Source organism: Nonomuraea sp. LP-02, from assembly GCF_036289125.1.
Lineage (GTDB): Bacteria > Actinomycetota > Actinomycetes > Streptosporangiales > Streptosporangiaceae > Nonomuraea > Nonomuraea bangladeshensis.
Genome location: NZ_JAXCLK010000002.1, coordinates 703,213 through 729,598 on the forward strand (window position 1 = coordinate 703,213; position 26,386 = coordinate 729,598).

General features: G+C 70.6%; 26 protein-coding genes. 11 read left to right on the plus strand and 15 right to left on the minus strand.

Features of this window, described 5'->3' with window-relative positions; translation table 11 throughout:
- Position 1: 1 nt before the first annotated feature.
- The 4 genes from SMD20_RS46570 to SMD20_RS46585 form a co-directional block, all read right to left on the minus strand.
- Positions 2-4,639 (minus strand): CHAT domain-containing protein, encoded by a 4,638-nt coding sequence (locus tag SMD20_RS46570; protein WP_329594100.1) that lies wholly within the window; start codon positions 4,637-4,639, stop codon positions 2-4.
- 73 nt (positions 4,640-4,712) lie between these two features.
- A complete protein-coding gene (locus SMD20_RS46575; protein WP_329594102.1) occupies positions 4,713-5,345 on the minus strand; it encodes a GPP34 family phosphoprotein in 633 nt (210 codons plus the stop codon).
- Positions 5,332-5,622, minus strand: a complete 291-nt coding sequence (locus SMD20_RS46580) for a hypothetical protein (RefSeq protein WP_442942649.1) — start codon at positions 5,620-5,622, stop codon at positions 5,332-5,334. The genes SMD20_RS46575 and SMD20_RS46580 overlap by 14 nt, the downstream gene beginning before the upstream one ends.
- Before the next feature lie 5 nt (positions 5,623-5,627).
- Positions 5,628-6,578, minus strand: a complete 951-nt coding sequence (locus SMD20_RS46585; RefSeq protein ID WP_329594104.1) for an SPFH domain-containing protein — start codon at positions 6,576-6,578, stop codon at positions 5,628-5,630.
- A 132-nt stretch (positions 6,579-6,710) separates the two neighbouring features.
- Between SMD20_RS46585 and SMD20_RS46590 the strand changes: the two genes are divergently transcribed.
- Entirely contained in the window at positions 6,711-6,878 is a 168-nt protein-coding gene (locus tag SMD20_RS46590) for a hypothetical protein (protein ID WP_329594106.1), read from the plus strand.
- Between the two features lie 18 nt (positions 6,879-6,896).
- Here SMD20_RS46590 and SMD20_RS46595 read toward each other — a convergent pair whose 3' ends face one another.
- The gene (locus SMD20_RS46595) at positions 6,897-7,787 is read right to left on the minus strand and encodes an NAD(P)-dependent oxidoreductase (protein ID WP_329594108.1); all 891 of its coding nucleotides are present in this window, start codon (positions 7,785-7,787) and stop codon (positions 6,897-6,899) included.
- Positions 7,788-7,837: 50 nt separating this feature from the next.
- On the opposite strand from SMD20_RS46595, the gene SMD20_RS46600 reads away from it, so the two are divergent.
- Positions 7,838-8,245 carry a MerR family transcriptional regulator gene (locus SMD20_RS46600; RefSeq protein ID WP_329594110.1) on the plus strand — a complete coding sequence of 136 codons (408 nt, stop codon included), beginning with the start codon at positions 7,838-7,840 and terminating at the stop codon, positions 8,243-8,245.
- 11 nt (positions 8,246-8,256) lie between these two features.
- Here SMD20_RS46600 and SMD20_RS46605 read toward each other — a convergent pair whose 3' ends face one another.
- Together SMD20_RS46605 and SMD20_RS46610 are read right to left on the minus strand one after the other, a co-directional pair.
- Positions 8,257-8,685 carry a type II toxin-antitoxin system VapC family toxin gene (locus tag SMD20_RS46605; protein ID WP_143082465.1) on the minus strand — a complete coding sequence of 143 codons (429 nt, stop codon included), beginning with the start codon at positions 8,683-8,685 and terminating at the stop codon, positions 8,257-8,259.
- Positions 8,678-8,944 carry a hypothetical protein gene (locus tag SMD20_RS46610; protein ID WP_329594113.1) on the minus strand — a complete coding sequence of 89 codons (267 nt, stop codon included), beginning with the start codon at positions 8,942-8,944 and terminating at the stop codon, positions 8,678-8,680. The genes SMD20_RS46605 and SMD20_RS46610 overlap by 8 nt, the downstream gene beginning before the upstream one ends.
- Positions 8,945-9,082: 138 nt before the next feature.
- Here SMD20_RS46610 and SMD20_RS46615 point away from each other — a divergent pair, with 138 nt between their 5' ends.
- On the plus strand, positions 9,083-9,379 hold the full coding sequence (locus tag SMD20_RS46615) for a DUF4193 domain-containing protein (RefSeq protein WP_329594770.1): 297 nt from the start codon (positions 9,083-9,085) through the stop codon (positions 9,377-9,379).
- Positions 9,380-9,459: 80 nt separating this feature from the next.
- Here the strand turns inward: SMD20_RS46615 and SMD20_RS46620 are convergent, their stop codons facing one another.
- Positions 9,460-10,983 (minus strand): alpha/beta hydrolase, encoded by a 1,524-nt coding sequence (locus tag SMD20_RS46620; protein ID WP_329594115.1) that lies wholly within the window; start codon positions 10,981-10,983, stop codon positions 9,460-9,462.
- A gap of 306 nt (positions 10,984-11,289) precedes the next feature.
- Here SMD20_RS46620 and SMD20_RS46625 point away from each other — a divergent pair, with 306 nt between their 5' ends.
- Together SMD20_RS46625 and SMD20_RS46630 are read left to right on the plus strand one after the other, a co-directional pair.
- On the plus strand, positions 11,290-12,702 hold the full coding sequence (locus SMD20_RS46625) for an MFS transporter (protein WP_329594117.1): 1,413 nt from the start codon (positions 11,290-11,292) through the stop codon (positions 12,700-12,702).
- A 222-nt stretch (positions 12,703-12,924) separates the two neighbouring features.
- Positions 12,925-13,572, plus strand: a complete 648-nt coding sequence (locus SMD20_RS46630; protein WP_329594119.1) for a hypothetical protein — start codon at positions 12,925-12,927, stop codon at positions 13,570-13,572.
- 30 nt (positions 13,573-13,602) lie between these two features.
- Here the strand turns inward: SMD20_RS46630 and SMD20_RS46635 are convergent, their stop codons facing one another.
- Positions 13,603-14,235, minus strand: a complete 633-nt coding sequence (locus tag SMD20_RS46635) for a lactate utilization protein (protein WP_329594121.1) — start codon at positions 14,233-14,235, stop codon at positions 13,603-13,605.
- A gap of 115 nt (positions 14,236-14,350) precedes the next feature.
- On the opposite strand from SMD20_RS46635, the gene SMD20_RS46640 reads away from it, so the two are divergent.
- From SMD20_RS46640 to SMD20_RS46660, 5 genes are all read left to right on the plus strand, one after another.
- A complete protein-coding gene (locus SMD20_RS46640; protein ID WP_329594123.1) occupies positions 14,351-14,776 on the plus strand; it encodes a winged helix-turn-helix transcriptional regulator in 426 nt (141 codons plus the stop codon).
- A 36-nt stretch (positions 14,777-14,812) separates the two neighbouring features.
- Entirely contained in the window at positions 14,813-16,147 is a 1,335-nt protein-coding gene (locus SMD20_RS46645; RefSeq protein ID WP_329594125.1) for a lanthionine synthetase LanC family protein, read from the plus strand.
- Positions 16,148-16,299: 152 nt separating this feature from the next.
- Positions 16,300-17,688: an FAD/NAD(P)-binding protein gene (locus SMD20_RS46650; RefSeq protein ID WP_329594127.1), complete on the plus strand. Its 1,389-nt coding sequence runs from the start codon at positions 16,300-16,302 to the stop codon at positions 17,686-17,688.
- Positions 17,689-17,807: 119 nt separating this feature from the next.
- A complete protein-coding gene (locus tag SMD20_RS46655) occupies positions 17,808-18,359 on the plus strand; it encodes an RNA polymerase sigma factor (protein ID WP_329594130.1) in 552 nt (183 codons plus the stop codon).
- On the plus strand, positions 18,356-19,141 hold the full coding sequence (locus SMD20_RS46660; RefSeq protein ID WP_329594133.1) for a hypothetical protein: 786 nt from the start codon (positions 18,356-18,358) through the stop codon (positions 19,139-19,141). The genes SMD20_RS46655 and SMD20_RS46660 overlap by 4 nt, the downstream gene beginning before the upstream one ends.
- 495 nt (positions 19,142-19,636) lie before the next feature.
- Here the strand turns inward: SMD20_RS46660 and SMD20_RS46665 are convergent, their stop codons facing one another.
- Both SMD20_RS46665 and SMD20_RS46670 read right to left on the minus strand, forming a co-directional pair.
- Entirely contained in the window at positions 19,637-20,026 is a 390-nt protein-coding gene (locus SMD20_RS46665; protein ID WP_329594134.1) for a hypothetical protein, read from the minus strand.
- Positions 20,027-20,833: 807 nt separating this feature from the next.
- On the minus strand, positions 20,834-21,025 hold the full coding sequence (locus tag SMD20_RS46670; RefSeq protein ID WP_329594136.1) for a hypothetical protein: 192 nt from the start codon (positions 21,023-21,025) through the stop codon (positions 20,834-20,836).
- On the opposite strand from SMD20_RS46670, the gene SMD20_RS46675 reads away from it, so the two are divergent.
- Positions 21,024-21,644, plus strand: a complete 621-nt coding sequence (locus tag SMD20_RS46675; RefSeq protein WP_329594137.1) for a hypothetical protein — start codon at positions 21,024-21,026, stop codon at positions 21,642-21,644. The genes SMD20_RS46670 and SMD20_RS46675 overlap by 2 nt on opposite strands.
- Positions 21,645-21,718: 74 nt before the next feature.
- Here SMD20_RS46675 and SMD20_RS46680 read toward each other — a convergent pair whose 3' ends face one another.
- From SMD20_RS46680 to SMD20_RS46695, 4 genes are all read right to left on the minus strand, one after another.
- Positions 21,719-22,024 carry a hypothetical protein gene (locus SMD20_RS46680; protein ID WP_329594139.1) on the minus strand — a complete coding sequence of 102 codons (306 nt, stop codon included), beginning with the start codon at positions 22,022-22,024 and terminating at the stop codon, positions 21,719-21,721.
- Positions 22,025-22,628: 604 nt separating this feature from the next.
- On the minus strand, positions 22,629-24,026 hold the full coding sequence (locus SMD20_RS46685) for a tyrosine-type recombinase/integrase (protein WP_329594141.1): 1,398 nt from the start codon (positions 24,024-24,026) through the stop codon (positions 22,629-22,631).
- Positions 24,027-24,305: 279 nt separating this feature from the next.
- On the minus strand, positions 24,306-25,082 hold the full coding sequence (locus SMD20_RS46690) for a hypothetical protein (protein ID WP_329594143.1): 777 nt from the start codon (positions 25,080-25,082) through the stop codon (positions 24,306-24,308).
- Positions 25,075-26,304: a tyrosine-type recombinase/integrase gene (locus tag SMD20_RS46695; protein WP_329594145.1), complete on the minus strand. Its 1,230-nt coding sequence runs from the start codon at positions 26,302-26,304 to the stop codon at positions 25,075-25,077. The genes SMD20_RS46690 and SMD20_RS46695 overlap by 8 nt, the downstream gene beginning before the upstream one ends.
- Positions 26,305-26,386 lie beyond the last annotated feature (82 nt).

Here is a 26,386-nt window from a genome sequence, read left to right on the forward strand (position 1 = left end):
CTCAGCTTCCGATGAGTTTGAACGCGGACCAGTGGTAGACATGCTGCCACGCAGGCTGATCGTCGTCGCGCCACATCGCGTGCTGGGCCTGGGTGATCGCCTGCCACTTGGGCACGCCGTCCCACAGCCAGCGGCGGTAGAAGTGCGCGAGCAGCTCGGTGGAGGAGGCGAGGTCGACGTCCCACAGCGGAGCCAGCACCGAGTCGGCGCCCGCCGCCAGGAACGCCCTGGTCGGACCCCACATCTCGTCGCTGCCGCCGGTGACGTTGCGGCCGAGCGAGCAGGCCTGGACGGTGACGTGGGCGGCGCGGGTGCCCTCCCCGATGAGGTCCCGGCCCGTCAGCAGACCGGAGGCGAGCGCGAACCCGGACCGCATGATGTCCGCCTTGTCGCGGTAGGCGCCGTGCGCGAGCAGATGGTGCAGCACGACGGACCGGCTCGTCTCCTGGAAGGACGCCACCGTCGCCTGCTCGCCGAACGACGCACGTACGGCGGGGAACACGGCCCGCAGGGTCCCGCACAGCTCCTCGTGCGCCGCCGCCATGGCCGTGGCGTCGTCGTCGGGCATCGGCGCCGTCGTCACGCCCGCGCGCACGAACCGCGCCGTCTGCCGGTCCCGCGCCCGGGTCATGAGGAAGTCGAGCATGCCGAGGCTGGGGGAGTACGTCCAGCCCGGCGTGGCGCCGCGCCGCCAGAGCCGCGGCAGCAGCAGCGCGTGAACGGGCAGGTTGTGCCACTGCCGGTGCGGGACGGCCACCACCAGCTCGCTGTCCTCCAGGTACGGCACGGCCGCCGCGAGCAGCTCGCCCAGCTCGTCGAGCGGCCGGAGAAAGCGCCGGTGATGCCTGCCGGGATCTTGCGGATCGATGGCGCCGAAGAGCCCGGCCGCGGAGAAGTAGGCCTGCATGCGGGTGGCGGCCCGCTCCAGCTCCGCCGCGCCGACGGGCAGGCGCAGCGTGACCGGCGGCCGGGCGGGGTCGCGGACAATGTTGACGAACGTCTCGCTCCTGGTCGCGTAGAACGACAGCACCGCGGTCCCGCCGGGCAGGCGTTCCCACAGCGCGTGCGCCGCCCGCTCGTCGAGCGTCGCGGAGACGGCGCCGCCCTGCTCCTCGCGCCATTCGCGTTCGGCGAGATCGACGCGGGGATCGGCCAGCGCCTCGACCGGCAGCCCCGGCGCCTCGTCCGCGGCCCGTTCCACGGGCGGGCGATGCGGCAGGCCCATCGTCAGGTCGCGCAGGAACCAGCGGCTCTTGGCGTTCTCCGCCTCCAGCACGATCTCCAGGGGTTGCTCGTCCAGCAGCCGGGGGCGCGCCGCGGCGCACCTGGCCAGCCGGCCGATCATCTCGATCGCCATCCACCCGCCGTGCGTCTCCTCGGGACGCGGCGGCCGCACCAGGGCGGCGTAGCCCGCGCGCTGCGCCGACCGCGCCGTCCTGAACAGCTCCATCGCCGCCTCGTGGTCGCCCCGGGCCTGACGGTCGTCGCCGACCATGGCCAGGATCGGGACCAGCTTGGCCGCGTTGACCTGCTGGAACCCCTGCACCCTGCGCAGGTGGGCGGCGGCGGACCTGTCGAACTGGTCGAGCAGGCTCGGCTCGGCGTACGCCTGCCTGCGCAACGCGGCGATCGTGAACCAGTCGCCGGTCTGCCGCAGCGCCTCGTCCTCGGCGATGCCCGGCGTGACCCTGAGCTCGGCCAGGCGCTCCATCGCGGTGCCGTCGCCGAGCAGGTCGGCCACCCGCCACCGGTAGAGCTCGATGGTGCGCCGGGACCGCAGCGCCTCTTCGCCTTCGATGCCGTCGTAGATCTCGGCGGCCCGTTCCAGATGGACGGCGGCGCGCGTGAGGAGGGTTCGTGACTTCTCCGGCATCGGCTCCAGGTAGCGGCGCTCCGGCTCGTGGTCGGAGAAGGTCGTCGCGATGGTGATGCCGACGCTCATGTTGAGCTGTCCCTCAAGCCAGCGGTCGGCGAACGGAGCCGGATTGGCGACCGCCGCCGTGAAGTGCGTGACCGCCTCGTCGAGCCAGCCCATGTACTCGCAGGCCACCGCCGCCAGCCTGCGCGCCGTGCGGGCCTGGTCGTGCGCGCCGGTCCGCTCGGCCTGGACGGCGGTCCAGGCGGCCACCCATTCGGCGAAGTCGAGCCGGCCCTCGTCCAGCAGCAGGCCGGCCAGATGCGTGCCGACGGCGATCCCGCCGCTGACCGTCTCCGGGTCGGCGAGGTCGTCCAGGTAGCGGTGGTAGGCGAAGGAACGGAAGGCCGCGAGCAGGCGGCCCTGCTCGATCGCGGTGACGGCTTCGCGCAGGTAGAGGCCGGACTCGAGCTCGGAGGCGCGGCTCTCGGAGACGTCCTCCAGTTCGGTCATCAGCAACGAGGGCGGCAGTCCGGGCGCGGGCCGTACCGCGTGCATGCGCAGGCCGTACTTCTTGATCAGCTTGCCCAGGTTCCCGCCGCGCGTGGCCCACGCGGGCACCTCGATCGAGGCGACCTTCAGCGACTCCGAGCCGAACGCGTACAGCACGGCCTCGGCGTTCCTGCGGGGATCGCGGGAGATCGGCGAGATCGGGACGGTCAGCCACACGCCGTCGCCCTGGGGGAGCTCCGACCAGATCAGGTCGGCCGGCCATTCCGGCTGGGTGACCGGCACTTCGCCGAGCACTCTGAGGAAGAGCGGGCGGGCGTGCTCGGCGAGGTCCGCGGCTCCGGGGTCGGGCTCCACGTAGCACAGGCGCCGCCTGCCGCCCGAGAAGTGGCCGGTCAGCAGGTGCGCCCGATAGCCGAGCCCGCGCAACCGGTACGGCCCGCTGATCCGGAGCGGCGCGGTCAGCGCCGTCAACGCGTCCGTGGCCAGCCGCTTGGCGGTCCAGCCCGGCTGCTGGTGGTACGGCAGCAGGGGCATTCCCTCGGCGGCGATCCAGGTGCTGATCAGCGCCGCGGTCTCGTAGGACCGCCTGGCCAGTTCGGTCAGCTCCAGCAGGTAGGGGCCGATGCGCGCCCACCGGGACTCGCTCATCTCCTCGTCGGTGACCTGGACGAACGTCCACATCGTGCCGTCGATGAGCGCGCGCACGACGTAGGCGAGCGGGCTCCCGCGCCGCCGTCTGAACGGCCCCTCGAGCCACACCCCTCCGATGCGCGCGGGCGGGGCGGCCGCCTCGGTCGCGGCCAGGGCGGCGGCGGCGAGCTCCTCACCCTCCAGCCCTTCGCCCTCGGGGAATTCATGAACGGTCGTCTCCCGCCCGCCGAGCACCAGCAGCGGGTCCGCCAGCTCGCCGGCCGCCGTCATGACGTCGGCGAAGAACCTCGCGTACGGGTCCTCGTCCGCCGCCGCGAGGGCGAACCCCTCCGACGGCACCAGCACGAGCCTGCAATCCCGGCCGCCGTGCTCGCCGCGCAGGGCCCAGACCGCGCCGTCGGCGAGCCGCTCCACCGACACCCGCGGGCGGGAGAGCTGGGCGCGTACGCTCAGGAACGCCTCCGTCGCCGGATGCCGCTCGCCCAGCCCGGCCACGACGTCGTCCACCAGGGCCAGCAGCTCGGCCTTGTCCGCCTCCGCGCCGGTGATCAGGTGCCTGTGACGCAACAGGCCGGCCAGGTCCATGGCCACCTGGAGGTCGCCGGGGGCCAGGGTCCTGGCCGTACGCAGCAGCTCGACGGCCTCGGCGAGCTGCCCGAGCGGGTCGCCCCACAGGCGCCGCGACAGATCGTCGGCCAGGTTGCTCAGGCACATCACCCGGTCGGGCGGCTCGGCCTTGGCCAGGGCTCTGCGGTGCAGGTCGATGGCGCGGTCCAGATGGCCGCGCTCGTCCTCGTGGAGGAAACGCTGCCGCCAGGCGAGACCGTAGTGGTTGAGCACGCGCGCGTTCATGCCGTCGAGCCCGCCCGGGGTGCGGCCGACCACCTCCTCGTACAGGTCCAGCGCCCGGTAGAGGTCGGCGCGCCGCCTGCTCACGGTGTGCCGCTGGCGTAAGGCGTTGGCGAGGTTGGCGACGATCCAGGCCGGCCGCTCACCGCCGGATGCGGCCAGAGCGGCCTCGTGCGCGGCGATCGCCTCGTCCAGATCGCGTGGCTCGCGCGACAGCGACCAGCGATCCTGCAGCGCCGTGCCCAGAAGGGTCCCCAACCGCACCGGAGCGGCGTCCTGCCCGCCGCGCAGCAGCTCGACGGCCCGGTCGATCAGGGCCAGGTCGCGCTCGGCCTCGTAGAGCCGGCGCAGCGCCTCGGCCTGGGAGGCGAGGTGATCCGCCTCCGCCGGGTCCCACCGGAGCGCCCGGTCGAAGGCCGCCACGGCCAGGCGGGCGTCGTCGGTCAGGTGGTCGCGGTGGTGGCGCTCCAGGTGGACGAGCCCGGCGCGGTACCAGTGCCGGCCCGCGTCCAGCCCGGCGCGCTCCGCGAGGTCCGCCGCCTCCGCCGCCACCGCCGCCCTGTCGAGATCGGCGTCCCGGCGGTCGAGCTGCCAGCGGGTCATGAGCATCGAGGTGAGGATGGCGTGCAGCTCGCACCGGAGCGCCAGGTCGCCCTCCTCCTCCTCCACCTGCTCGGCCGCGGTCATCGCCTCGTCGAGGTCCGCGCGGTCGCCGGTGCCGAGATAGCGCTGCCACAGCTCCTGCACGTGCGCGTACGGGTCGCTCGCCATGGACGCCCCCTGTGCTCGGCCCCGACGTCATGGTAAGCGCGTCAGCCGGGGCCGGACAGGACCTCGCCTTCCATCAGCCGGCCGAGTAAGACGACCGGGCCGCCTCGATGCTCTTGCGCAACGCGGTCGCGATCGGCTCGACGGGCGCGGACAGCTGCTGGATCCGGTCCGGCCGCGTCTCCCGCATGGACGGAACGACCGTGCTGAGCCGGGCCGCCGTGGCCAGCGCCGCCAGGACGCGGACGTCGTCATCCAGGCGGCCGACCGGCCGGCCGCCACGGATGGCCCCGCCGACGCGCTCGATCAGCCTGCGCGACAGATACGCCTTGCGCGGCGTGATCCGCTCGACCGGGAACAGCAGGACCCGGTGCCGCTCCACGCTGATCAACCGGGCGGCCGCCAGCTCGTCGCGTACGACGCCGACCGCCTTGCCGTGCTCCTTCTGCACCCACCGCCGCCACGAGCGGGGCGGCGAGCTCGAGATCTGCTCCCAGATCACCGCCGGCAAGGAGCCCGGCTCGGCGGCCGGCGCGGTGAGAGCCCGCGCCTTGCCCGACTCGTCCGCCAGGTTGCCCGCCAGCAGCAACTCGGCGAGGGCGGCCGCGCGCAGCAGGTAGCCCAGCACGCCCCGCTGGATCAGCCTGTCCTTGCGCAGGTCGAAGGCCAGCAGGAAGGCCGATCGGGTCAGTGACTCACCCTGCTTCACTCGCGTCTCCATCCGCCCGCTCCCGTTCTTCCCGATCTGCTTCCTGATCTGCTTCCTGGTCTGTGGTGTCCCCTGCGGCGTCCTCCGGCACCTTCCTCGGCCGCCCGCGCGGGCGCATCCGCTCCACCCCGTCGGGCAGGCGCCCGGCCTCGGAAAGGGCCCTGCGCAGCAGGAACTCGATCTGGGAGTTCGTGCTGCGCAGCTCGTCGGACGCCCACCTGGCCAGCGCGTCGTGAACCACCGGGTCAAGCCGCAGCAGGATCTTCTTCCGCTCCACGGTGATTACTGGTAGAGCGTGCCCGTGTTGACCACGGGCTGGGTGTCGCGGTCACCGACCAGCACCACGAGCAGGTTGCTCACCATGGCCGCCTTGCGCTCCTCGTCCAGCTCGACCACGTTGTGCTCGGCGAGCTTGGCCAGCGCCATCTCCACCATGCCGACCGCACCGTCGACGATCCGCTGCCGGGCCGCGACCACCGCGCCCGCCTGCTGGCGGCGCAGCATGGCGTGGGCGATCTCGGGCGCGTACGCCAGGTGGATGATGCGGGACTCGATGACCTTGACCCCGGCGGAGGCCACTCTGGCCGAGATCTCCGTGGACAGCCGCTCGTTGATCTCGTCGGCGTTGTCCCGCAGGGACAGCCTGGGCTCGCCGTGCGCGTCGTACGGGTAGCTGCCCGCGATGTGCCGCACGGCCGTCTCCGCCTGGATGGCCACGAACTCCACGAAGTCGTCCACCTCGAAGACCGCCTGCGCGGTGTCCTGCACCTGCCAGACCACCACGGTCGCGATCTGGATCGGGTTGCCGTCCGCGTCGTTGACCTTCGTCACGTCCGTCTCGTGGTTGCGGATCCTCGTGGACACCCGCCGGCGCAGCGTGATCGGGTTGACCCACTGGAAGCCGGGGGTGCGCAGGGTGCCGATGTACCGGCCGAGCAGCTGCACCACCCTGGCCTCGCCCGGCGCCACCGCGGTGAGGCCGAAGTACATGAGGAACCCGAGCAGGAACATCAGGACGCCCGCGGCACCCACCCAGACGCCGCCCTGCCCGGCCCCCGAGGCGAGCATGACGATCCCCACGACGAGCAGCGCGATCCCGCCCAGGGTCAGCGCCGTCGCCACTGCCAGCATCACGAACCCGTTGGCCGCCCGCACCGGTCGCTCGCTCGTGCGCGGTGCCGGCATGTCCACGACGGTGGCCTCAAGTGTGGCCCCGCCCGATGTGTTCGCCATCGTCCGTCCCTTCTCGGCGATTTCACTCTGCTATCTAACTGATATCACTTTTTCGGCGACCGTGCGCGACTGATTTTCGGCGGACGTGCCGGGCCGATGGTGTGGCCGGGCAAGGCCGCTTCGGCGAGGGCGATGCTGGAGATGATCGCCCGCTGGGACGAGCAGGGCCGGCCGGTGGTCATGTCCGTCGTCGCCGTCGCCGCGGCTGCCCGCGACTCCGGCGCCAAGGACGCCACCGACCTGCTGCTCTGCCCCGTCCTCACCCTCGAAGGCGGTCATCGAGATCTCGGACCCGCCTGAGCAGGCCCGCCGGATCGGTCAGTCGCCCCCGGGCTTGCTGAACTCCTCGATCAGTACGGGGTACTGCTCCCCGCCGTGCCCGGCGGCGATCGCGCGGTCGGCCATCGCCTTGAACAGCTTCGGCAGTTCGGCGTTGACCCCTGCCGCCTCGCTCTCCTCGATCAGGTGCGCCATCGCCCGCACGTCGGTCTCCAGGGCCGACACCTCGGCGGGGAAGGACCCGCGGTCGACCTGATCGGCGTACCCGGGCAGCCAATCGGCCACCACGGCGGCGATCTGCCGCGCGAACGGCGCGTACGTCGCGGCGTCGACCCCGGCCGTCCTGACCAGGGCCGTGCCCTGGAGCCAGGCGTTCAGCACGCTCCACATCATGGCGAGGCCGGCCACGTCGTACAGGGACGCCAGCCCGGGGTCCGCGCCGAGGTAGGTGACGGTGCCGAGCGCGTCGAGCACCGGCTTGTGCGCCTCGAAGTCGGCCTGCGGCCCGCTGTGCAGGATCACCGCCTCGGCGGTCCCGATAGCCGGGGGGACGGCCATGATGGCGCCGTCCAGGTAACGGGCCCCGCGCTGCCCGGCCCATCGGGCGGCGTCCCGGGCCTGGGCGGAGTCGCCGGAGGTCAGATTGATCAGCGTCGTGCCGGCCGGCTCGCTCTCGCTCTCGCTCTCGCTGAGCAGCTCGCGCACGGCCGCGTAGTCGGTGAGGCAGATGATCGTCAGGGGGCTGGCCCTGAGCGCGTCGCCCACCGTCGGCGCCAGTCGCGCGCCCTCGGCCACCAGCGGGCCGGCCTTGGCGCTCGTACGGTTCCACACGGTCGTGGGATGCCCGGCCTTCAGGAACGCGCCGGCGAGCGCCCGGCCCATCAGCCCGAGTCCGATGACCGTTACAGAGGTTTCGGTTGTGCGGTTCATGGCAGCATCGTCAACGTTGATACCGGTATGAAGGTCAAGCGGAGGTCGCGATGCTGATCGGCGAACTGAGTCGTCGTACGGGCGTGAACACCCACCAGTTGCGCTACTACGAGTCGCAGGGCCTGCTGCGGCCGGAACGCGGCATGAACGGTTACCGCGACTACGACGAGGACTCCGTGCTGCGGGTGAAGCAGATCCGGCACCTGCTCGGCGCCGGTCTGTCGTCGGAGGACATCGCGTACCTGCTGCCGTGCGCGGCCGGAGAGGCCCCGGAGCTGGTCGGATGTCCCGAGTTGCTGGCCGCGATGCGGTCACGGCTGCGGCGGCTGGACGATCAGATGGACCGGCTCGCCCGGGCCCGCGAGGCGCTTGCCGACTACATCGACGCGGCCGAACGTACGGGCGGCGAGAGCTGCCCCTCGGTGCCCGCGCCGGTCAGGATCGCGTCTCCCGTCTGAGCCCCGGTGCCTCACTCGCCGGGGTCGGCGATCTCGATGAAGTAGAGCGGATCGTCCAGACCGGCGGCGGTCCGCTCCCAGCGGGAGCGGTCGAGCGTGAGGATCGGGCAGGTCGCCATGAGGGCCAGCGCCGCGACATGCGCGTCCCACGGGTCCACGCCCGTCCGCTGGATCATCTGGGCGAGCAGGGCCGCCTGTTCGACGCCGTCGAGCGCCGCCACCTGGACGTGCTCGAACGCGGTCAGACCGGACAGCAGCGCGCTCGCCTCCTCCCCGGGGGCGTCCAGCAGCGCCCCGGCTGCCGTCAGCGCCGAGATGACCAGTGGCTGGCCGATCCGGTCGTAGTCCAGGACGAGCCCGATGAGGTCGGCGTCGCCTCGCGCGATCTCCGCCAGGACGCCGGCGTCGAGGATGTACGGCGCCGGAACGTGGTCACTCACCCGCGGCCACCTCGAAGCCCGCCGCCCGGCTCTGGGCCTCGATGTGCCTTCTCATGCGCTCCACCCGTGCCGGGTCGGCGTGCGCCGCGCGCTCGCGGAGCTTGGCCAGCGCGTGCTGGTCACGCTGCCGCTTGATCGCCATGGCCTCGTTGAAGGCCGCCGACACCGACTCCGCCTTGCCCGCCTGCACGAGTTGCTCGGCGTACCCGGCCAGGTGGGGGTCCACGGTGATGGTGATGCGCTTCTTGACCTCGCTCATACCCGGATCATACTTCCTCGGTGTTCCCGCGAAGGTTCTGATTTTTCTCTCGCCCGAAGAGGACTATTTCCCCGTATTTGGGCACAAGACCGGCGGCCACCGGCCAGCAGGTACGAGATGAGGAGACGGATGAACGCCATGGTGACCGACTACGACACCCCGCGCAAGGTCGACGACTCGGACCAGGAGGGCTACGCGGACACGTTGACCCGCCGCCCCGACCTCTCGTCCGCCGTCATCGACGTCGACGAGACCGAGCTGGCCGAGTCGATCGAGCTGCCCGGCGCGGACCTGTCGGGCGAGGAGCTGGCGGTGCGGGTGATCCCGCCGCAGGCGGACGAGTTCACCTGCTCGCGCTGCTTCCTGGTGATGCACCGTAGCCAGCGCGTCTCGGGGCCGAGCGGCCGGCAGGTCTGCCTGGAGTGCGCCGCCTGAGCCGGTGGCGGACGTCATCCCGTGAAAAAAGCCCTGGCCGGTAGCCCGGCCAGGGCTCCTTCAGTCGCCGAGGTCCCGGATCAGGACGCCCAGTGGGCCTGGTCCGTCGGCCACGCCCGCGGCGTCTGCTTCTTGAGCAGGCTCTCCTCGGGCGTGCCCACCGCGCACCGGGTGCCGTGCGGCGGCACGGTCAGCGCGATCAGGTACTGGTCGATGATGTCGTCCTGGCACTTGTCCTTGCCGTAGATGCGGTGCCCCCAGCCCTCGTACGTGAGCAGCACCGCCTTCGGCCCGAGTTGCCGGGCCGCGTTCGCGGACCAGATGTACGGGGTGGCGGGGTCGTGCAGCGAGTTGCCGAGCAGGATCGGCGCCTCGCCGGTGTACCGCAGCTGGTGCGGCGGGTTGGTCGGCGCCGAGTTGAGGCAGATCGGCAGGTCGTCGATCGGGTACGGGTGGTACCGCGTGTCCGGCGCCAGCACGTTGGACGCGCGCATGAGCGCGGCGTACTCGTTGTAGTCGCGCACCTTGAGGTCGTAGTCCTGGCACAGGATGCGCGTCGGCAGCTCGGCCACGTCCCCCTCCACCGGCCCCCGGCCGGGCAGCGGCGGCACCCACGACGGCTCCGGGCCGCCGCTCAGCCAGTCGATGACCTCGCTCAGCGTGCGCCAGTCGGGGCCCTCGGTGCCGAGCGCGGCGTTGTAGATGACCTGCAGCTCCGTCATCCTCGTCCCGGTGGCCGGGTAGACGAGCTCGCCGCGCCGCGCCTTGGCCAGCAGGTCCTTCCACATCTTGCGTACGTCACGCCCGTGCAGGACGCAGCTCTCGTCGGCCTCGCACCAGCCGACGAACTGGTCGAAGGCGTCCTCGACGGCCAGCGCCTCGGTGGCCAGGAAGCCCGCGACGCCGAGGCTGTGGTCCATGTTGCTGTCCAGCGCCAGGGCGCGCACCCGGTCCGGGAACAGCTCGGCGTACATCTGTCCGATGAGCGTCCCGTACGAGATGCCGTAGTAGCTCAGCTTCTCCTCGCCGAGCGCGGCGCGGAGGGCGTCCATGTCCCTGGCCACGTTGCGCGAGTCGACGTGGTCGTAGAGCGGGCCGGTACGCTCGCGGCAGTCGGCGTGCAGCTTCTTGGAGAAGGCGTTCCAGGCGTCGAAGTCGGCCTGGCCGGCCATCACCGTGTGCGGCATCTGGTTGTACACCGAGGCCGAGCAGATCACCGGGTGGCTGCGGCCCACGCCGCGCGGGTCGAACCCGACGATGTCGAACCGCTTCTGCAGCTCCTCGGTGTAGGAGCCGGGGGCGCCGTACACGGCCTCCACCCCGGAACCGCCCGGGCCGCCCGGGTTGATGACCAGCGAACCGATCCGGGCGGCGGGGTCGGTGGCCTTGCGGCGGGCCAGGGCCAGGTCGATGGTCGGGCCGTCGGGCTTCGACCAGTCGATCGGCACGGTCAGCTTGCCGCACTCGGCGCTGGGCTCCTCCTCACAGGGCGCCCAGGTGATCCCGTCCTGCCCGGTGGCCGCCGCCGCGGCGGCCGGTGGGGCGGGGAGGAAGGCCGTTAACGCCAGGACGGCGGTGGCGAGCAGGGTTGTTCTCTTCCGCAAAACGCTCCGATCCTCTGTTGACAGGGTCTGACCCGTACGCGCAAGGCGGACGGGTCAATTGCTGATCATGGAGCATGCGGTGGCGTCCGTGGTCCGAAATCGACAAGTTTGTGACGGTGTTCCTCCTCCGCGGCCTGCCGATCGTAGGCGGAGCGGGCGGCGGTCCGCCGGGACGTCCCACTGTCCGGCCTGGTCATCCTCGGTTCCTGCGCAGTAACTCAGTGCCTTTGAAGTGCCGTCTTCCAAGGCTCTCCTTGGTGACGCAAGATTCCTTCGTTACCAAAGAGAACTATTGGAGAGTTTCCTGTGTCCACCACCGTTCAATCTCCGGCGGCCTCGCCGCGCCTGACGCCACGCGCCTGGGGAACGCTGCTCGTCCTGTGCGGAGCGATCTTCCTGGAGGGCATCAACGTCGCCATGCTCAACGTGGCGCTGCCCGCCATCCGCACCGACCTCGGCCTGTCCACCGGCGAGCTGCAGTGGGTGATCAGCGCCTACGTCCTGGGCTACGGTGGGTTCATGCTGGTCGGGGGCAGGGCCGCCGACCTGTACGGCCGCCGCCGGATGTTCCTGGTCTGGCTCGCGATCTTCTTCGTCGTCTCCGCCCTGGGCGGCTTGGCAGGGGAGGGCTGGACGCTCATCGCCGCCCGCTTCGTGGCCGGCGTCGCCGCGGCGGTCATGACCCCGGCCGGACTGTCGATCATCACCACCAGCTTCGCGGAAGGACCGCAACGCAACCAGGCGCTGCTGGTCTACTCCGGCACAGCGGCGGGCGGCTTCTCGCTCGGGCTGGTGCTCGGGGGCCTGCTGGCGGCGGTGAACTGGCGGCTGGTGCTCTTCGCGCCCGCCGTACTGGCACTGATCATCCTTCTGCTGGCCGTGCCGCTGATTCCCGCCACCCCGGAGGAACGGCCCCGCGACCGGCGCGTGGACGTGCTCGGCGCGGTCACCGTCACCGCCGCCATCATGCTGCTGGTGCTCGGCGTCGAGCGGGCCGCCCACGCGGACGCCGGCTGGACCGCCGCCATCATCGCCGCGGGACTCGCCCTCGTCGCCCTGTTCGTCGTGATCGAGCGCAGATCCGCCGCTCCGCTCCTGCGGCTGGGCCTCCTGCGCTCCGGGCCGCTGGCACGGGCGAACCTGGCCGGCCTGCTGTTCGCCGGCGCCTTCTTCGGCTTCCAGTTCATCGCGGTCCTCTACCTGCAGGAGCTGCGGGGCTGGAGCTCGCTGCAGACCAGCCTCGCCATGCTGGCCGTCGGCGCGGACGCCATTCTCGCCCCGACGCTCACGCCCCGGCTGGTCAACCGTTTCGGCAACGCGAAGGTCATCGTGGCGGGGCTGCTGCTGGCCGTGCTGTCCTACGTCCTGTTCCTGCCCATCGGCATGGACACCGTCTACCTCGCCATGTTCCCCACCATGATCATCCTTGGGGTGGCGTTCGCCCTCGCGTACGGGCCGCTGACCATCGTCGCCACCGACGGCGTGGGGGAGAGCGAGCAGGGAGTGGCCGGTGGGCTGCTGTACACCTCCTTCCAGTTCGGCGCGGCGCTCGGGCTCGCCGCCAGCACCGCCGTCATCGTCGCCACCACGGCGGGCGTCACCACGGGAGAGGGCATGCTCGACGGCTATCGCGCCGCGCTGGCGGTGCCCATCGCCGCCGCGGTCCTGGCCGCCGTCATCAGCGCCTTCGGCCTGCGGCCGGCTCGAGACACGAGGTGATCTACGATGTAAAGGCGTGAGGCTTGTTGGGTCTCGGAGCTGCGACGACAGGCGTACGCGAAGGACCGTCATCCTCCGTTACAGCGTGTTACTCTCGCCGAGTCGCCGGGCTGGAGCCCGCAGAGACAGCTGTGCCCCGGGCTGCTTGCGAGCAGAGGCAATCCCGGGGCTTATGTCGTCCACGGTAGCACGCGGTTTCCGGCCGAGGGAGGCGAAGGGCCTGTGGATCAGCAGGAGGCCCGGCATCTGCACGGGGTGCTGACTCAGGCCAGGCTGCCCGAGTACGAAGCGTTCTGCGGGGGCGACAAGGTGGCCGCGCTGCGGCTGTTCTGCTGGAACACCGAGGTCGCGGCCGCCTTCTACGGCCCCCTGCAGCATCTCGAGCTCGCCTTGCGCAGCGTGCTCGACCAGCGCATGTCCCACCTGTTCGATCGAGAGGACTGGTGGGAACATCCGCAGGCGGACCTGCACTACGGCGCCCAGGCGAAGATCAGGGACGCCGTCCATCAGCTGGGCCGGCAGGGCCTGCGGTCCACGCCGCCGGAAGTGGTCGCCGAATTACCTTTCGGCTTCTGGGTGAGTCTGGTCGGGCGTGGCAACAACTACGACCAGCGGCTGTGGCGGGCCTCCTTGTACCGGGCATTTCCCGGCTATCGCGGAGGGCGTCACGCGCTCCATCGGCGGCTGGACTTCCTGCGGGTGCTGCGCAACAAGATCGCTCATCACGCCCCCATTCACCATCGCCATCTGGAGGCCGATCATGAGGCGATCATCATGATGCTCGGCTGCATCGATGAGCCCTTGGCCCGGCTGGTGGCCCGTTACAGTCCGGTGCCCGCCGCCGTGGCCGTGCGGCCGAGTCTGCGTTGAGCCGTCGCGAGCGCGGGGCGTGGTGTTCGTTCAGAAGCCGATGGGCTCACGCACCAGCACGACGGTGGCCCGCTCCGGCAGGGCCTCGCGCTCGACGATGAGGATCTTGCCGATGAACGACGACTGCCCGAACGCTTGAAGGCGCTGGTGCTCGCGCGGCAGGCTGTACGACCGGGCCCGCCGCAGCGCGGTCTCCAGGTCCGGGACGATCTTCTGGGCGCCGGCCACCCAGATGACCTTGCGTGCTCCGGACGCATACGGCGCGAGCTGGCTGCCGCTGGCCGAGGCGATGACCAGGTGGCCCTCCTCGGTCACGGCGTGCACGCTGCCCACGACGTACTCGGCCGTGGCGCCGAGCCGGACGACCGCCTGGACGTCGCCCTTGGGGTCCTCGGCCCCGGCCCGTACGGAGGTGAACCGGCCCGACTCGTCGAGGTCGGCGGCGATGCCGGACAGCCGGAGCGTCTCGCTGGTGGCGGTGAAGACGCTCTCGTCGCCGGGGACCAGTCCGGTGACGAGTTCACGGGCCTCGGCGGCGGTGTCCACGACGTGCACGATGAAGCCGTTGTCACGCAACGCGGCCGTGGCGCGGTCCAGTTGCCCGGCGGGCGCGGGGGTGGCGAACGTCTCGTCGGGAACGGGCACGACGGTCTGCACGGACATGATGGATCTCCTCAGGTGAGATGGTTCCGGCTGGCGATCGGCACCATTCTGAGTAACGCTGTTTCCCTACCGGAAGTGGGCACTTTTTTCTGCCCCGGTGAAGCGGAGGGAACCCATGAACGCCGACAGACCCGCGGGCGGCGCGAGCTCCGTGCTCAAGGCGCGCGACGAGATGACCTGTCAGGTACGCGACGTCCTGAACCGCGTGGGGGACAAGTGGACCCTGGGTGTCGTCAACGAGCTCGGAGCCGGCCCGCGCCGCTTCAACGAGCTCAGACGTGCCATGCCCGGGATCAGCCAGCGCATGCTGACCTCCACCCTGCGCGGGCTCGAACGTGACGGGCTGGTCACGCGCAGCGTGTACGCCGAGGTGCCGCCCCGCGTCGACTACGAGCTGACCGCGCTCGGCCGTACGCTGCTCGAACGGGTCTGGCCGCTGATCGACTGGGCCGTGGAGCATCACGACGACCTGGAGGACGCCCGTGGCCGCTATGACGCCCGGCACTCCTCCGATAATTCCCGACCAAACCTACGGAAATAGTATGCATTTGTCCGCGAGGTGTGCCATAGTCCCGCCATGAGCTTGGACGAGATCCGCCCCATGAGCGCCCGTGCTCACTCTCCGATGACGGCCGCCATCTCGACCGCGCGCTGGATCAGGTCCGCCGCCGTGGACGACGAGCACGGCAGGCACTGGCGGGCCAACCCGGACCGGCATGGGAGGCCGGCGCTGCGGCCGCGGCCCCGGTCCCTGTACTCGGGCGCGGCCGGGGTGGTGCTGTTCTTCCTGGAGCTGGCCGCCGCCACCGGGCACGAGGCGTACCTGGAGGACGCGCGGGAGGGTGCGCGGTGGCTGGCGGCCACCTGGCGGCGGGAGGACGACCTGACGCTGCACCACGGGCTGACCGGCACGATGATCGCGCTGATGGAGGCCGGCTGGGTGCTCGGGGACGACCGGCTCGACGCCGAGGCGGCGGCCATCGCCGACCTGGTCGTCGCGAGCGGGCACAACCGGGTGGACGGCTTCGGCTGGACGTTCGACCCGGCCCAGCTCGGCGACGGCGGCATCGCGCTGGGGCTGCTGCGCGCCGCCGCGCGGTTCGGCGAGCCCGCGTACGAGGCGGCGGCTGTCAGCGCGGGCCTGCGCATCGCCGGGCTGCCCGTGCCCGGCCGCCGGCACGGGGGACTGGACGGGCTGCCCTCCGACGCGGTCGCCCCCGGCTTCCTGACCGGCACGGCGGGGATCGCCTTCCTCCTGGCCCGCCTGTACGGAGTGACCGGAGATGAGCGTTTCCTCCGCGCCGCCCGCAGCGGGGCCGGTTTCGTCCGCGAGGTGAGCGTGACGGGCGGGGACCGGGCGCTGGTCCCGCACCACGTGCCGCGGTCGGGGGAGCTGTTCTACGCGGGGTTCTGCTCGGGCGCGGCCGGGGTGGCCAGGATGTTCTACGAGCTGTACCGGGTGACCGGGGACCCCGCTGACCTGGACTGGGTGGAGCGGCTGGCCCGTGGCGTGGTCGACAGCTCCGCCCCGCCGCGCCGTACGCCGGGCTACTGGAACTCGGCCTGCCAGTGCTGCGGCACGGCCGGCCTGGTGGAGCTGTTCGTGGGGTTGTGGGCGGTCACGGGGCGCGCCTCCTGCCTGGAGTTCGCCCGCACCCTCGCGGCCGACCTGGTGGCCAGGGCCGACGATCACGACGGGCGCGGTTACCGCTGGTACCAGGCCTACCGCCGGGTGCGGCCCGGCGAGGTGAGCGCGGACACCGGCTACATGGTCGGCGCGGCCGGCATCGGGGCGGCGCTGCTGCACCTGGACGCGGCCGGGCAGCCCGACCGGGGGCGCCGGGTCCTGCTCCTGCCGGACAACCCGTTCCCGGCACTGCCATTTCCCTGTATATCCAGTAGGGATAGTTGACTATATGGGGAGTGGCGGGTAGCGTCATGATCATGAGCCACTGCCTCTCGCTGGTCACCCGCGCGTACGTGGACTTCTGCCGCGTCGCCGGCGCCCGGTGTCGCTGACCACCTCTCAGCGGGAACACATCCGACTCATCCGAGGAGGGCGCGGTGGGCACGATCGTGGTGATCGGCGCGGGACCGGCCGGGACGTGCGTGGTGGACAGGATCTGCGCCGAGGCCCCGCAGGCGGGCGGCGGACCGGCGGTGGAGGTGCACGTGGTGGAAGTGCACGTGGTGGACCCCGCGGCGCCCGCGCGCGAGACGCCGTGCGGCGTCCCGGTGCACGTCCATCGCGACCGGGCGATCGGGCTCGCCGAGTCGGCGGGCAGGCAGCTCGTACGCCTGCTGGGAGGCGAGACCCTGGAGGCGGACGCCGTGGTGCTGGCCCAGGGCCACCCCGGGCCCGACCTGGAGAACGTGCCCGCGGGCGAGCCGGTGCTCGTGCGCGGCGCGGGACGGGCGTTCACCGACCTGCTGGCGCCGCTCACCGTCGGACGCGGCGGCCGCTTCACCCGGGGACCCCAGGGCGAGCCGGTCTACCTGCCCGGCGGCCTCGAACCCCTCCTGTACGTGGGCTCGCGGCGCGGAGTGCCGCACCATGCCCGTCCCGGGTACGAGCTGGCCGGGGAGGCGCGGGCGCGGCGGTTCCCGTACGAGGGCGACGAGCGGCAGGCGACGGCCAAGGAGCTGGCGTACGCCTACTACCGGGAGCTGTTCACCGCCCACCCGTCCCGTACGAGGACGACGTGGGCGGCGTTCGAGCCCGCCTTCGCCCGCGCCGAACAGGGCGGCAGGGAGATGCGCGCGCTGGTGACCAGGTCCGTGCCGCGCTTCGCGGACCGGCTCCACCTGGACCGGCTCGCCCGCCCGCTGCACGGCATGCGCTTCGGCGACCTGGCCGGGCTGCAGCGGTGGATGCACGGCTATCTCGCGGCCGACCTGGAACGGCGGTCCGACCCCGGCTTCAGCCCCGACCTGGCGCTGATCCGCGCGCTGGAGGACGCGCGTCCCCGAATGGCCGGCGATCCGTGGTTCGAGGGGCTGTTCGGCCTGCTGGCCGACGGCCCGTCCCTGGCCCGCCAGGCCGAGCTGCACGCCCTGGCCAGGGCGGGGATCGTCACGTTCATCGGGGCCGAGCCGCGTATCGAGCAGGACGAGGACGGCTGGCGGGCGAGCGGTCCCACCGTTCCCGGCCTGACGCGGGCGCGGACGCTCATCGAGGCGCGGCGGCCGCACACCGGGCCGGGCGGCTGCGCCGACCCGCTGCTCGCCGGCCTGTACGCCCGGGGCGAGGCCCGTCAAGCGGCCGGCCTCCTGGACGTACGCCTCCCCGACGGCCGGCTGGTCACCGGGGACGGCTCCGTCCACGCCCGCCGCTTCGCCCTGGGCTCCCTGACCGCCGCCGGTACGTTCGCGACGCTGCTGCCCCGGGCCGACGCGGTGGCGCGGGCCGTGCTGTCCCAGGTCTCCGGGGCGCTGGTGGACGCGGCGGCCTGACCAGGACCCGTTCGATCTCCCTTATGCCCCTTCTATGCGTGTGAGCAGGGGAGGAAACACTGACGGAGATGCCGGACACCTAGTGGGGTGTTCCGCCCATCTTCGACAAGGAGACGTCCGTGCAAGATCCACGCGCGCCCCTCAGCGCGCGAGATCGATTTGAGGCGCTCTACCGCGCCTGCTATCCGGCAATACAGCGCTACGCGCTCCGCCGTGCCCACTCGGTGGACGACGTCGCCGATGTGATCGCGGAAACCTTTCTCGCCGCGTGGCGGCGGCTGGACGACGTCCCGGAGGGGGACGCCGCCCTGCTGTGGCTGTACGGAGCCGCCCGTCGCGTCCTGGCCAATCATCGGCGAGGCGAATCGCGCCGCAGCGCGCTGGCCGTACGGCTTCGCGGCGAACTGGCCGTCCGCCAGGAGACCGCGTCCGCCGATCCACGTACCGAGGAGATCCGCGCAGCCTTCGCGGCCCTGAACGCCGCCGACCGGGAGGTGCTCGCCCTGGCCACCTGGGAAGGGCTGACCGGCCCGCAGATCGCCACGGTGCTGGGCTGCAGCAACACCGCCGCCCGGCTGCGGCTGCACAAGGCTCGCAAACGACTGGCCCACCTACTCGGCACGACGGATGAGACCCCTGTGATGACCCGACTGAGCGGAGAAACCCGATGAACAAGATCGACCGCATGCTCGCCGGCATCGACCCGGCCGCCGGGCACGACGAACTCGTCCTGAGCCAGGGCATGGACGAACTCCTGGAAGAGATCGTCGCCACGCCGCCCGTGCGCCGTCGCGCGTCCTGGCTGCCGGGCAGGCGCACCGCCGAGCCGGGGCACGCCCACCCGTCCCCGGCGATCACGGCCGCGGCGCCGCGGCACGGCCCCTCCCCGCTGCGCCGCCGCATGCTCGCGGGGACGGCGGTCGCGGGCCTCGCCGCGGCCGCGGCGGTGGCGGTACCGCTGACCCTCGGGTCGCAGAGCGCGGCGTACGCCGTGGTGAAGCAGGACGACGGCACCGTCCAGGTGACGGTCCGGGAGTTCCGGGACCCCGACGGGCTGGAGGCCAGGCTCAAGGCCGAGGACATCCAAGCAGACGTGACCTTCACCGAGGCGGACAAGCAGTGCGCCCCTGGCCGTTTCATCGGCGCGGACCTGGCCTACGATTCGCCGAGCACCAAGAACATGACCGAACAGGAGCGCCAGGAGTTCGACAAGCCGGAGAACTGGCGCTCCCGGGACGCCGCCAGGCCGATCAATGCCGACACCTTCGTGATCTCCCCGAGCTACATCCGGCAGGGGGAGACGCTGGTGCTGGAGTTCCGGCCAGGCAACCACCCGGGAATGGGCTGGGCGCTCGGCACCTTCCTGGCCAAGGCCGGCAGCCCGGTCGCACCTTGCACCCTCGTGGACGCCGAATCCGATGAGGCGTCGGTGAAGGAGATGGCCGGAAGCTGATCATCGCCGGTTGGGGCGCGGACACCCGCCGCGCCCCACCCGGCACCTGCAGGGCGCCGAGCCCCGACCATGTGGCCTACCTGGGAACGACGTCCAAGACACGGGCTCGGCGCTGCGGATCGGCTGGACGCTTCTGCCGCCCCGCCAGCGGTGCCTCCGCCGCCGGGACCAGCTCCGCCGCCACCTCGCGGGCTTTCCGGTAGCGCTGACCGGCATCGCCGCCGGTCTACGCCCTGGCCCTCCTCCCTCCGGACGGTCCCACAGAGGCCGACATCCGTTCCGCCGCGCGGGCCCACGAACTCGCCCTCGGCTACCTGCCGGAACGACAGCGAACTGCCCTCCACCCGCGAGGGCGTCATCATCGCTTACGGTCGCCCCCTGAGCACACCTACGCCTCGGCCCTGGATGCCCTGACCGCGACCTTTCGCCGCCTGCTTCGCCCGCGGCCGGTACGGCGGCGGGCGGCCCGCGGTCCTGGCCACGCGGCGTGGACGGCTACCGCCGGTCTGACGACCTCATGTCCGTGTTGAGCAGCAATATCAGCGTCACCATGGCCGCGGCCGCGGCTGCAAGCATGCTCGTGTGCAGGGTGGAGCCCAGAAGCAGGGCGTAAAGCAGTCCGGCCATGCTCGCCACCAGCCCCATCACCCGCGCCCACCGGCGGCCGGACATCACGAACCCGGCGGTCAGACCGAAAAACAGCGCCAGAGCCACAGATACGAGGCTGATCGGCGGGACCAGACGCCACAACACGTGACTCACCGCGTCGACACCCAAGAACGGCTGGATGAGCGACAGCGCCCAGAAAACCATCTGGGCCCAGCAGAGCAGGCGTAACAAGCCCGCGCGGCGCGGCGTCGAGACGTGGGACTGTGACCTGGTCATGCGTGCACTCCAAGACCTCGAAGGGAAAGCCGCGCGATGCCGGTGGACGCCCGTTGACCGGCGTGCACCAATCCGCGGACGCCTGCGGCGAGAACAACCTCGGCCGGTGTCTGGCCAGGCGTTATGCAAGGCCAAGCGGGACGGGCTGCATTATTTGCTGCCGGGCGGGAGCAGGCTGTCTGCAAATTCCGCAGTGTTGATTTCTCCGTCAGTGGCGGCTGTGATAGGTGTGGCTTTCCATCGGCGTGGATGAGCCAGGCAATCACCGGTTCTACTGTCGGAGCCTTGCCTTCTTCGTTCCATCGGGCATGCCATCCGCCTCCTGGTAGGGCAGAGACCACTTTTTCGGCCTGTTCCAGGTGGGAAAAGTCAGGCCACTCCGTGACGCGACGCAGACCTCCTCGCTGAGGATCTACGACAAGCCCGGTCCCATCCACTAAATCCCAGCCTTCTACTGGCCTGGTACGGCCTGTCTCGCTATCGGTTCCGGAGAAGATGGCAACCCAGCCGGTGGCGGTGAAGTAACGCATGCGACAACTCCTTCTGTGGCAGTCCGACCAGGATGTCCACGACACCTACCATTGTCAGGGTCCGGGCGTGGCGATGCAGAAGTTCATCGTCACCGTCGAAGGAGAGACCGGCACTGCTGCCCGTCCTGCGTTTCGAGCCCGCGGTCGCGGCGCTGCGCTCCGTCCCGGTCCCGGTCGCGGTCGGTGTCGGCCCCGCCTCAGGCGACGGGGTCCCCGCCAGGCCCGCCCGGGCGCTCGCTGAACGGCTCGGCGTCGAGCCGCTCCCCTTCCCCGGAGATCACCAGGGTCTGGCATCCGAGGCGGCCGCCTGCGCCGAGATCATCCACGCGGCCTTCGCCTGGCCCAGCTCCCGCCGGTCGCCTTCCACGGTTTCTTTCGGGGTGCTTACGTCTTCCTGCGCGCTCTTCGGCCGGATGCCGGGCGGGCGCATCATGGCGAGCACCAACACCAGAAGAAGGGCTCGTCGCATGGGACTTCATCGGGTCGCCGCGGTTGCGGGGTTCCTGTCAGGGCTGTTGATCGTGGTCAACGCGGCGCGGAGGGGAGGGCTGGTCGCGGAGACGGACTTCACGCACGCCATCGCACCGTTCGGGGCGCTGACGGGGCTCCTCGCCGTCACCGGGATCTACCTCGTCATCCGGCACCGGGCCGGGGTGCTGGGGCTGGTCGGGTACGTGCTCAACTCGGCCGGGCTGGCCGGGGCGTTCGCGGTCGAGTACATCCTGCACTACGTGTTCCCGTACCTGGGCGCGGGAACGGTGGCCGCGCTGCTGACCGGCATGACCGGGACGGCGTTCCTGGTCACGTCCGCGGTGCTGGTGGTCGGTGTCGTGGTCTTCGGGGTGGCCGCCGTCAGGAGCGGGATGATGCCCGTCGTGGCGGTGGTGCTGTACGTCGCGGGGATGCTGCCCGGGTCGCTGCGGAACCTGGTGCCCGTGCCGGTGTACCTGGGCGGGCTGGTCGTGGCGGCGGCCGGGGTCGTCTGGATGTCGGTCCGGCTGTGGTCCGTCGAGCCTGCGGGGGAGACGGACGGGAAGGGCGCGGCGGGCGTGCTGCGCCGTACGACGCGGCGGGGTGTCATGTCCTGACGCGGACCAGGATCGGCCGGGCCCGGCATGCAGGTGGCCCTGCAACCTACGGCCGGTGCGGCCAGTCTGGCCGGTCAGCTTGAGGGCGGCTGCGGCAGAGCCGCCAGAAGTCGGTCAAGCTTGGCGTCCATCTGCGTAAATCGGGTTTCGAACAAGTCTTTCAGCTGGTCGAGGTCCTCCTTGGTGGCCAGCGAGGCGTTGCCGGCCATGATCTCCCCGAAAACAGGCTCGGTGTAGTCGAGGATCTCCTGCCGGATGGTGGTGGGGAGTTGTTCTACCGCAGTCTTGATCTCTCCCAGATCGACGCCGAGCCTGAAGGCGGCCGCTTCGAGGCGTTGAACGCGATCGGCGAGTTGCGCGCGATGCTGGGGAGCGGTCATGCGGCCATCGTAGCTTGAGGGTGCTCTCTTTTCGGCCGCAGCCGGTGAAGAGAGCGGCGGCTGCGCGGTCACCAACGCCCGCGAACGCCCCCGAGCCGGAGGACGGCCGGCCGTGCCGGACGGTGAGCTCAGCGCCGGACTTTGTCCGGCGCTTGTTTCTGACACGCTGTGCTTATCTGCACCTGGTCGATCTTGGCAACCTGACTGATCATGGCTCGGGGCTCTTGACCCCTAGAGGGGCGGTCATATAGCGGGCTGTCTTCACAACCGCGTCGGGGCCCTCTGGCGGATGCGTGGGCTGGCGCGATACAGTCGGGCGCCGCTCCACTCACGGTGTTCACGAGTGGGTCCGGTCCATGGAGTAAGCCACTTGCACAAAGGGACGGCCGTTGCACCGAATTTCCAAGGCGGCTCGCGTGCTGTTGGCCTCCGGTTGGGTGATCCTCATCGTGGTCGGTTGGGCAGCCTACTTCGGGGGCACATTGGATGCCCCCGCCACGGTCGCACTTGTGGGAATAGGGCTGGGATGCCTTCTGACTGCGGTCATTGTGGCCATCAACGATCGCTGAGTCTGCGCATGTAGCCACCTGGCAAGAGCACACGGTTATATGACCTGCCTTCTAGGTGGCAGAGACGGGATGCCGAGGCTGGCAACGGGTCGTCGTGCTTGGCGCTCGGCCTCATCGCGTTTCGCACGCAGGAAGGTGAGGGTCATGTCGACGCCTTCGATCTCACCGAGCCAGCCCTCCGCCTCAGCGCGGTCGCGGCGAGCCAGGAGATCGGTTTCGATCTCGTTGAGACGGTCGAGCATCGTCGGGTTGACGTTTAGCATCGGACAGCGGATGCAGGCGTGTTCGTGCTGGCATGGGGTGCCGTAGGGTCGGCCGCAGGAGCCGAGCTCGACTTTGCGCTTGTCGAAGTGTTCCTCGAACTCTTGCCATTCCTCGGTGCCGGCCAGGCGGTATTCGTCGCCAGGGCGCAAGGTACGGCGGTTGGCGAGGTAAGCGGTGTAGTGGCGGACGACGTCCTCGTCGAAGACGGCGACGTAGCCGCGGGTGGTCTGGATGTTGAGGTGCCCCAGCAGGGCGGCGCCGATGTGGATCGGCAGGCCGCTGTTGACCAGCTCGGTGGCGAAAATCCGGCGGAAGTCGTGCGGGGTGAAGCGCACGGTCCGGAACTGCGGGTGGTGCTCGGCGAGTTCCTCGCAGCGCCGCCTAAGCTGATGCAACACGGTGGCAGGAGAGATGACCCGCCAGGTGGAGCCGTGCTGACGCTGGAATAGGAACGGCAGCGGCGCGCTCCAGACCTTGTCGTGGTAGTCGAAGCGCTTGATCAGCTCGATCGTCCGGCCGCTGCGCGTGTGCCGCCGGATGACCGAGGCGATGACGTGGAACAGCTCGGCGCTCATGGGGATCACGCGTTCGCGGTCGGTCTTGGAGGGGGCGATGACCAGTAAGGCGATGACCTCGCCGTTGGCGCGCTGATATTGGCGGATGCTCAGGTGGGTGAGCTCGCACATCTCCTCGATGCGGACGCCGGAGTGGCGCAGGGTTTCGATGCAGGCCCACTCCCAGAACGTCTGCTCTTCGTGGGCCTCGGCGTGGATGATCTCGCCTGTCTTCTCATCGGCGACTCGGACGGGCAGATAGCCGCGGCTGCGTTGGCGGTGCCGGTCGTGGGCGGTGGTGACGCGCCGGTAGGTGCGCCCGTTCAGGACGAAGCTGTCTCCCTCGGCGGCGGTACTGGCCCGCTCCAGCAGCGCGCGGGCATATTCGTAGCGGTCCTCAATGTGCTGGACCAGCACCGGCATCAAGGGCTGGCGCTGGCGTGTGCGGTCGGCGGAGCGTTCGTTGATCCTGCGGCGGCGCTTGCCCAGGCCGCGCAGCTCGCCGGGAGGAACCGGGCAGGGCGCGACCCAGGGGCCCCAGATCTCGGGCTCGTCGGCCGCCCAGGTGTGCAGGTCGAAGTAGAAGCTGCGGACGATAATGACGATGCCGTCCACGCCCCGCGAGGCTTACCGTCCTCGCGGGTGCTGATCATGTGCCGCCATGCCTGGTAGACCTCCGGCGTGATTCTCAGGTCTGCCTGGTCGGGGTTGATCCGCTCGATCTTTTCCCAAAAGTGGTGGGCGAGTTGGAGAGCCAGGTTGGACAAGGTGGCGTAGTCGCTGTCGGCCGAACGGCGGACGAAGTAGTCGATGAGCAGCTGGCGAACCGACCGGTTGCGGATGGTGTAGCGGTCGACGAGTTCCTCAACGGTGAGCTGGCCGCGCATCAGGGCCTCACGCATCGTGGACGGGGTGCCGGGCGGGAAGTGCCCCCATGGCGTGCAGAATGTTCCACGCTGACGGGCCGGCGAACCTGTTGGTGATCTTTGTTCCGGGAAGGCGTTGTGCCATGACCTGGCGGTTCTCATGGCCGTGGTGCAGCATGGCCGCGGGCGTCAGGTCGGCCAGGGCGATGCCTTGAACGGTCAGCAGCCCGCACACGTCCCGCAGCGCGTCGTAGCGGTGATGACCCTCAACGTCGTAGGTGGCGGCCTGTGCAGCGAACTTGTCCAGCAGCGGGTCAGCCTGGGCGGTGATGAAGAACGGGGGGTAGTTGTTGAAGGTGTTGCTGCGGAAAGCCAGCAGCGACGGCTGGATCACGCGCAGACAGAGCAGAGACCGCAGCCCGGTAGGGGCGGAGACGCCGGTGCTGCGACTGTTGCCGAGGTCGGCGGCCCGCACCTCGCCTGTGCTCAGCGGGCTGTTGTCCCAGCGCTCCTGCCACGTCTTGCCGGGGAACTTCGTCAGGTAGCTCAAGACTTCCCCGACGGCGGTGCCGCGCTGGCGGCGGGTCACGTAGGCGCCTTCCCAGGTGTCCGTGGCCAGTTGCGCCAGGTGGCTGATGGAGGCCGTCGCCAGGTCCCCGAAGGGGCGGGGAAGAACGGTCGGTGTGGCGGGCTCGGGCTTGATCTTGTTGGCTGAGACGTACCGGCTGGAGAAGCCGAGCCCCTCGACGAGCGGCCCGTGGCGCCGGCTGACTCCGGTGGTCGGACGAGCTTCGGGCTTAGCCACCGAACACCGCCTCGATGTCGGCCGCGGCGTAGCCGGAGGAGTAGCGCGGCTCAGGGCGGGGGCGGGCGTAGTGCTCGGTGAGCTTGTCGAACAGCTCCTCGACACCGACCGTCAGGTAACGGCTGGTCGTCTGGATGTTGGCGTGCCGCAAGATGGCCTGCACCTCGGGAAGGGCGAGCTGGCCACTGTTGGCCATCCGGATCGCCGCGGTGTGCCGGAGGTCATGCCAGGTCCAGTTGGTGCCTAGCAGATGGTTCGCGCGCTGCATGATGCGCCGCAGCGCCCAATAGCTCAGCGGACGATCGTCGCCACGCCGCACGCGCCAGATCGACTCCCCGGGGCTGAGCGTCCCGACCTCGTCGAGATAGAGCGCCAGCCGCACGAATGCCTGTGGCGACGCCGGCACCGGCTGTCGCAGCCGCGTCCCCTTCGAGATGACGAAGATCTGCCGACCGGCCCAATCGACGTCCTCCGGGGTCACGCCCAGCAGCTCGGCGGCCCGGGCCCCGCTGGAGACGGAGAACTCCAGCAACGCCCGATCGCGCTCGCAGCCCATCGCCGCGAACAACTCATCCCACAGCCGGTCGGGGATCGCCCGCGGCGGCCGGTCCGGAACCTTCTGACGAAGCCGGGCCCGGCCGACCACCGGCTTAAGCTCCAGCGGGCTCAAGTGTGACAGGGCCCGCCGCCGTTGCGGCGAGGAGGGCACCGGGTTGATGGCCGGTCCGTGACCACGATGACCGTGGAACTCATAGAAGCCGCTCACCACGGACAGTCCGTGGTTGATCGTTCGCTTCGCGTACCCTCGCGCGAGCGTCGGCTTCCCCGTGCGCAGGTTCACCGACCCAGGTTCCGGCGCACCCGGCGCCCGGCGGCGTCGCTGGGGGTTGGATGCGCTGCGCAGCCAGCCGACCATGGCCGCCACGTCCGCCTCGGTGGCGCGCTCCCAGCCCACGTCCAGCAACCACAGGATCCGGAACCATCGCAACAGGCCGTACGCATAGCTGCGGCAAGTCACTGGGCTGCAATCACTCAAGGCAAGGTCCTCCAGGTACTCGGTGACCGGGCGGATCTCCTCGGTGGCCCGGTCGAGAACGACGAACGGCGGATGTATCCGCGCCACCTTGGCGACGGAGCCGACGCTCGGGACCTGCACACGGCCTTCCATCAACTGGCGACGAAGGTCCACTTCACACTCCTTGATCACGACGTAGAGAGTCATGATCAACCAGGTGAAGGAAGTGCAGTTAACTGAGCAACAAAATCCGATCATCGCCCACTACGTAGTGACATGTCCCCGATGC

Bases quoted from the DNA above. Each gene is read 5' to 3' on its own strand.
- SMD20_RS46615 (WP_329594770.1), top strand. From the start codon at position 9,083: ATGGTGACCGACTACGACACCCCGCGCAAGGTCGACGACTCGGACCAG.
- SMD20_RS46570 (WP_329594100.1), bottom strand. From the start codon at position 4,639: ATGGCGAGCGACCCGTACGCGCACGTGCAGGAGCTGTGGCAGCGCTAT.
- SMD20_RS46660 (WP_329594133.1), top strand. From the start codon at position 18,356: ATGAACAAGATCGACCGCATGCTCGCCGGCATCGACCCGGCCGCCGGG.
- SMD20_RS46600 (WP_329594110.1), top strand. From the start codon at position 7,838: ATGCTGATCGGCGAACTGAGTCGTCGTACGGGCGTGAACACCCACCAG.
- SMD20_RS46640 (WP_329594123.1), top strand. From the start codon at position 14,351: ATGAACGCCGACAGACCCGCGGGCGGCGCGAGCTCCGTGCTCAAGGCG.
- SMD20_RS46590 (WP_329594106.1), top strand. From the start codon at position 6,711: ATGCTGGAGATGATCGCCCGCTGGGACGAGCAGGGCCGGCCGGTGGTC.
- SMD20_RS46595 (WP_329594108.1), bottom strand. From the start codon at position 7,787: ATGAACCGCACAACCGAAACCTCTGTAACGGTCATCGGACTCGGGCTG.
- SMD20_RS46585 (WP_329594104.1), bottom strand. From the start codon at position 6,578: ATGGCGAACACATCGGGCGGGGCCACACTTGAGGCCACCGTCGTGGAC.
- SMD20_RS46675 (WP_329594137.1), top strand. From the start codon at position 21,024: ATGGGACTTCATCGGGTCGCCGCGGTTGCGGGGTTCCTGTCAGGGCTG.
- SMD20_RS46695 (WP_329594145.1), bottom strand. From the start codon at position 26,304: ATGACTCTCTACGTCGTGATCAAGGAGTGTGAAGTGGACCTTCGTCGC.
- SMD20_RS46645 (WP_329594125.1), top strand. From the start codon at position 14,813: ATGAGCTTGGACGAGATCCGCCCCATGAGCGCCCGTGCTCACTCTCCG.
- SMD20_RS46635 (WP_329594121.1), bottom strand. From the start codon at position 14,235: ATGTCCGTGCAGACCGTCGTGCCCGTTCCCGACGAGACGTTCGCCACC.
- SMD20_RS46665 (WP_329594134.1), bottom strand. From the start codon at position 20,026: ATGACCAGGTCACAGTCCCACGTCTCGACGCCGCGCCGCGCGGGCTTG.
- SMD20_RS46670 (WP_329594136.1), bottom strand. From the start codon at position 21,025: ATGCGACGAGCCCTTCTTCTGGTGTTGGTGCTCGCCATGATGCGCCCG.
- SMD20_RS46610 (WP_329594113.1), bottom strand. From the start codon at position 8,944: ATGAGCGAGGTCAAGAAGCGCATCACCATCACCGTGGACCCCCACCTG.
- SMD20_RS46680 (WP_329594139.1), bottom strand. From the start codon at position 22,024: ATGACCGCTCCCCAGCATCGCGCGCAACTCGCCGATCGCGTTCAACGC.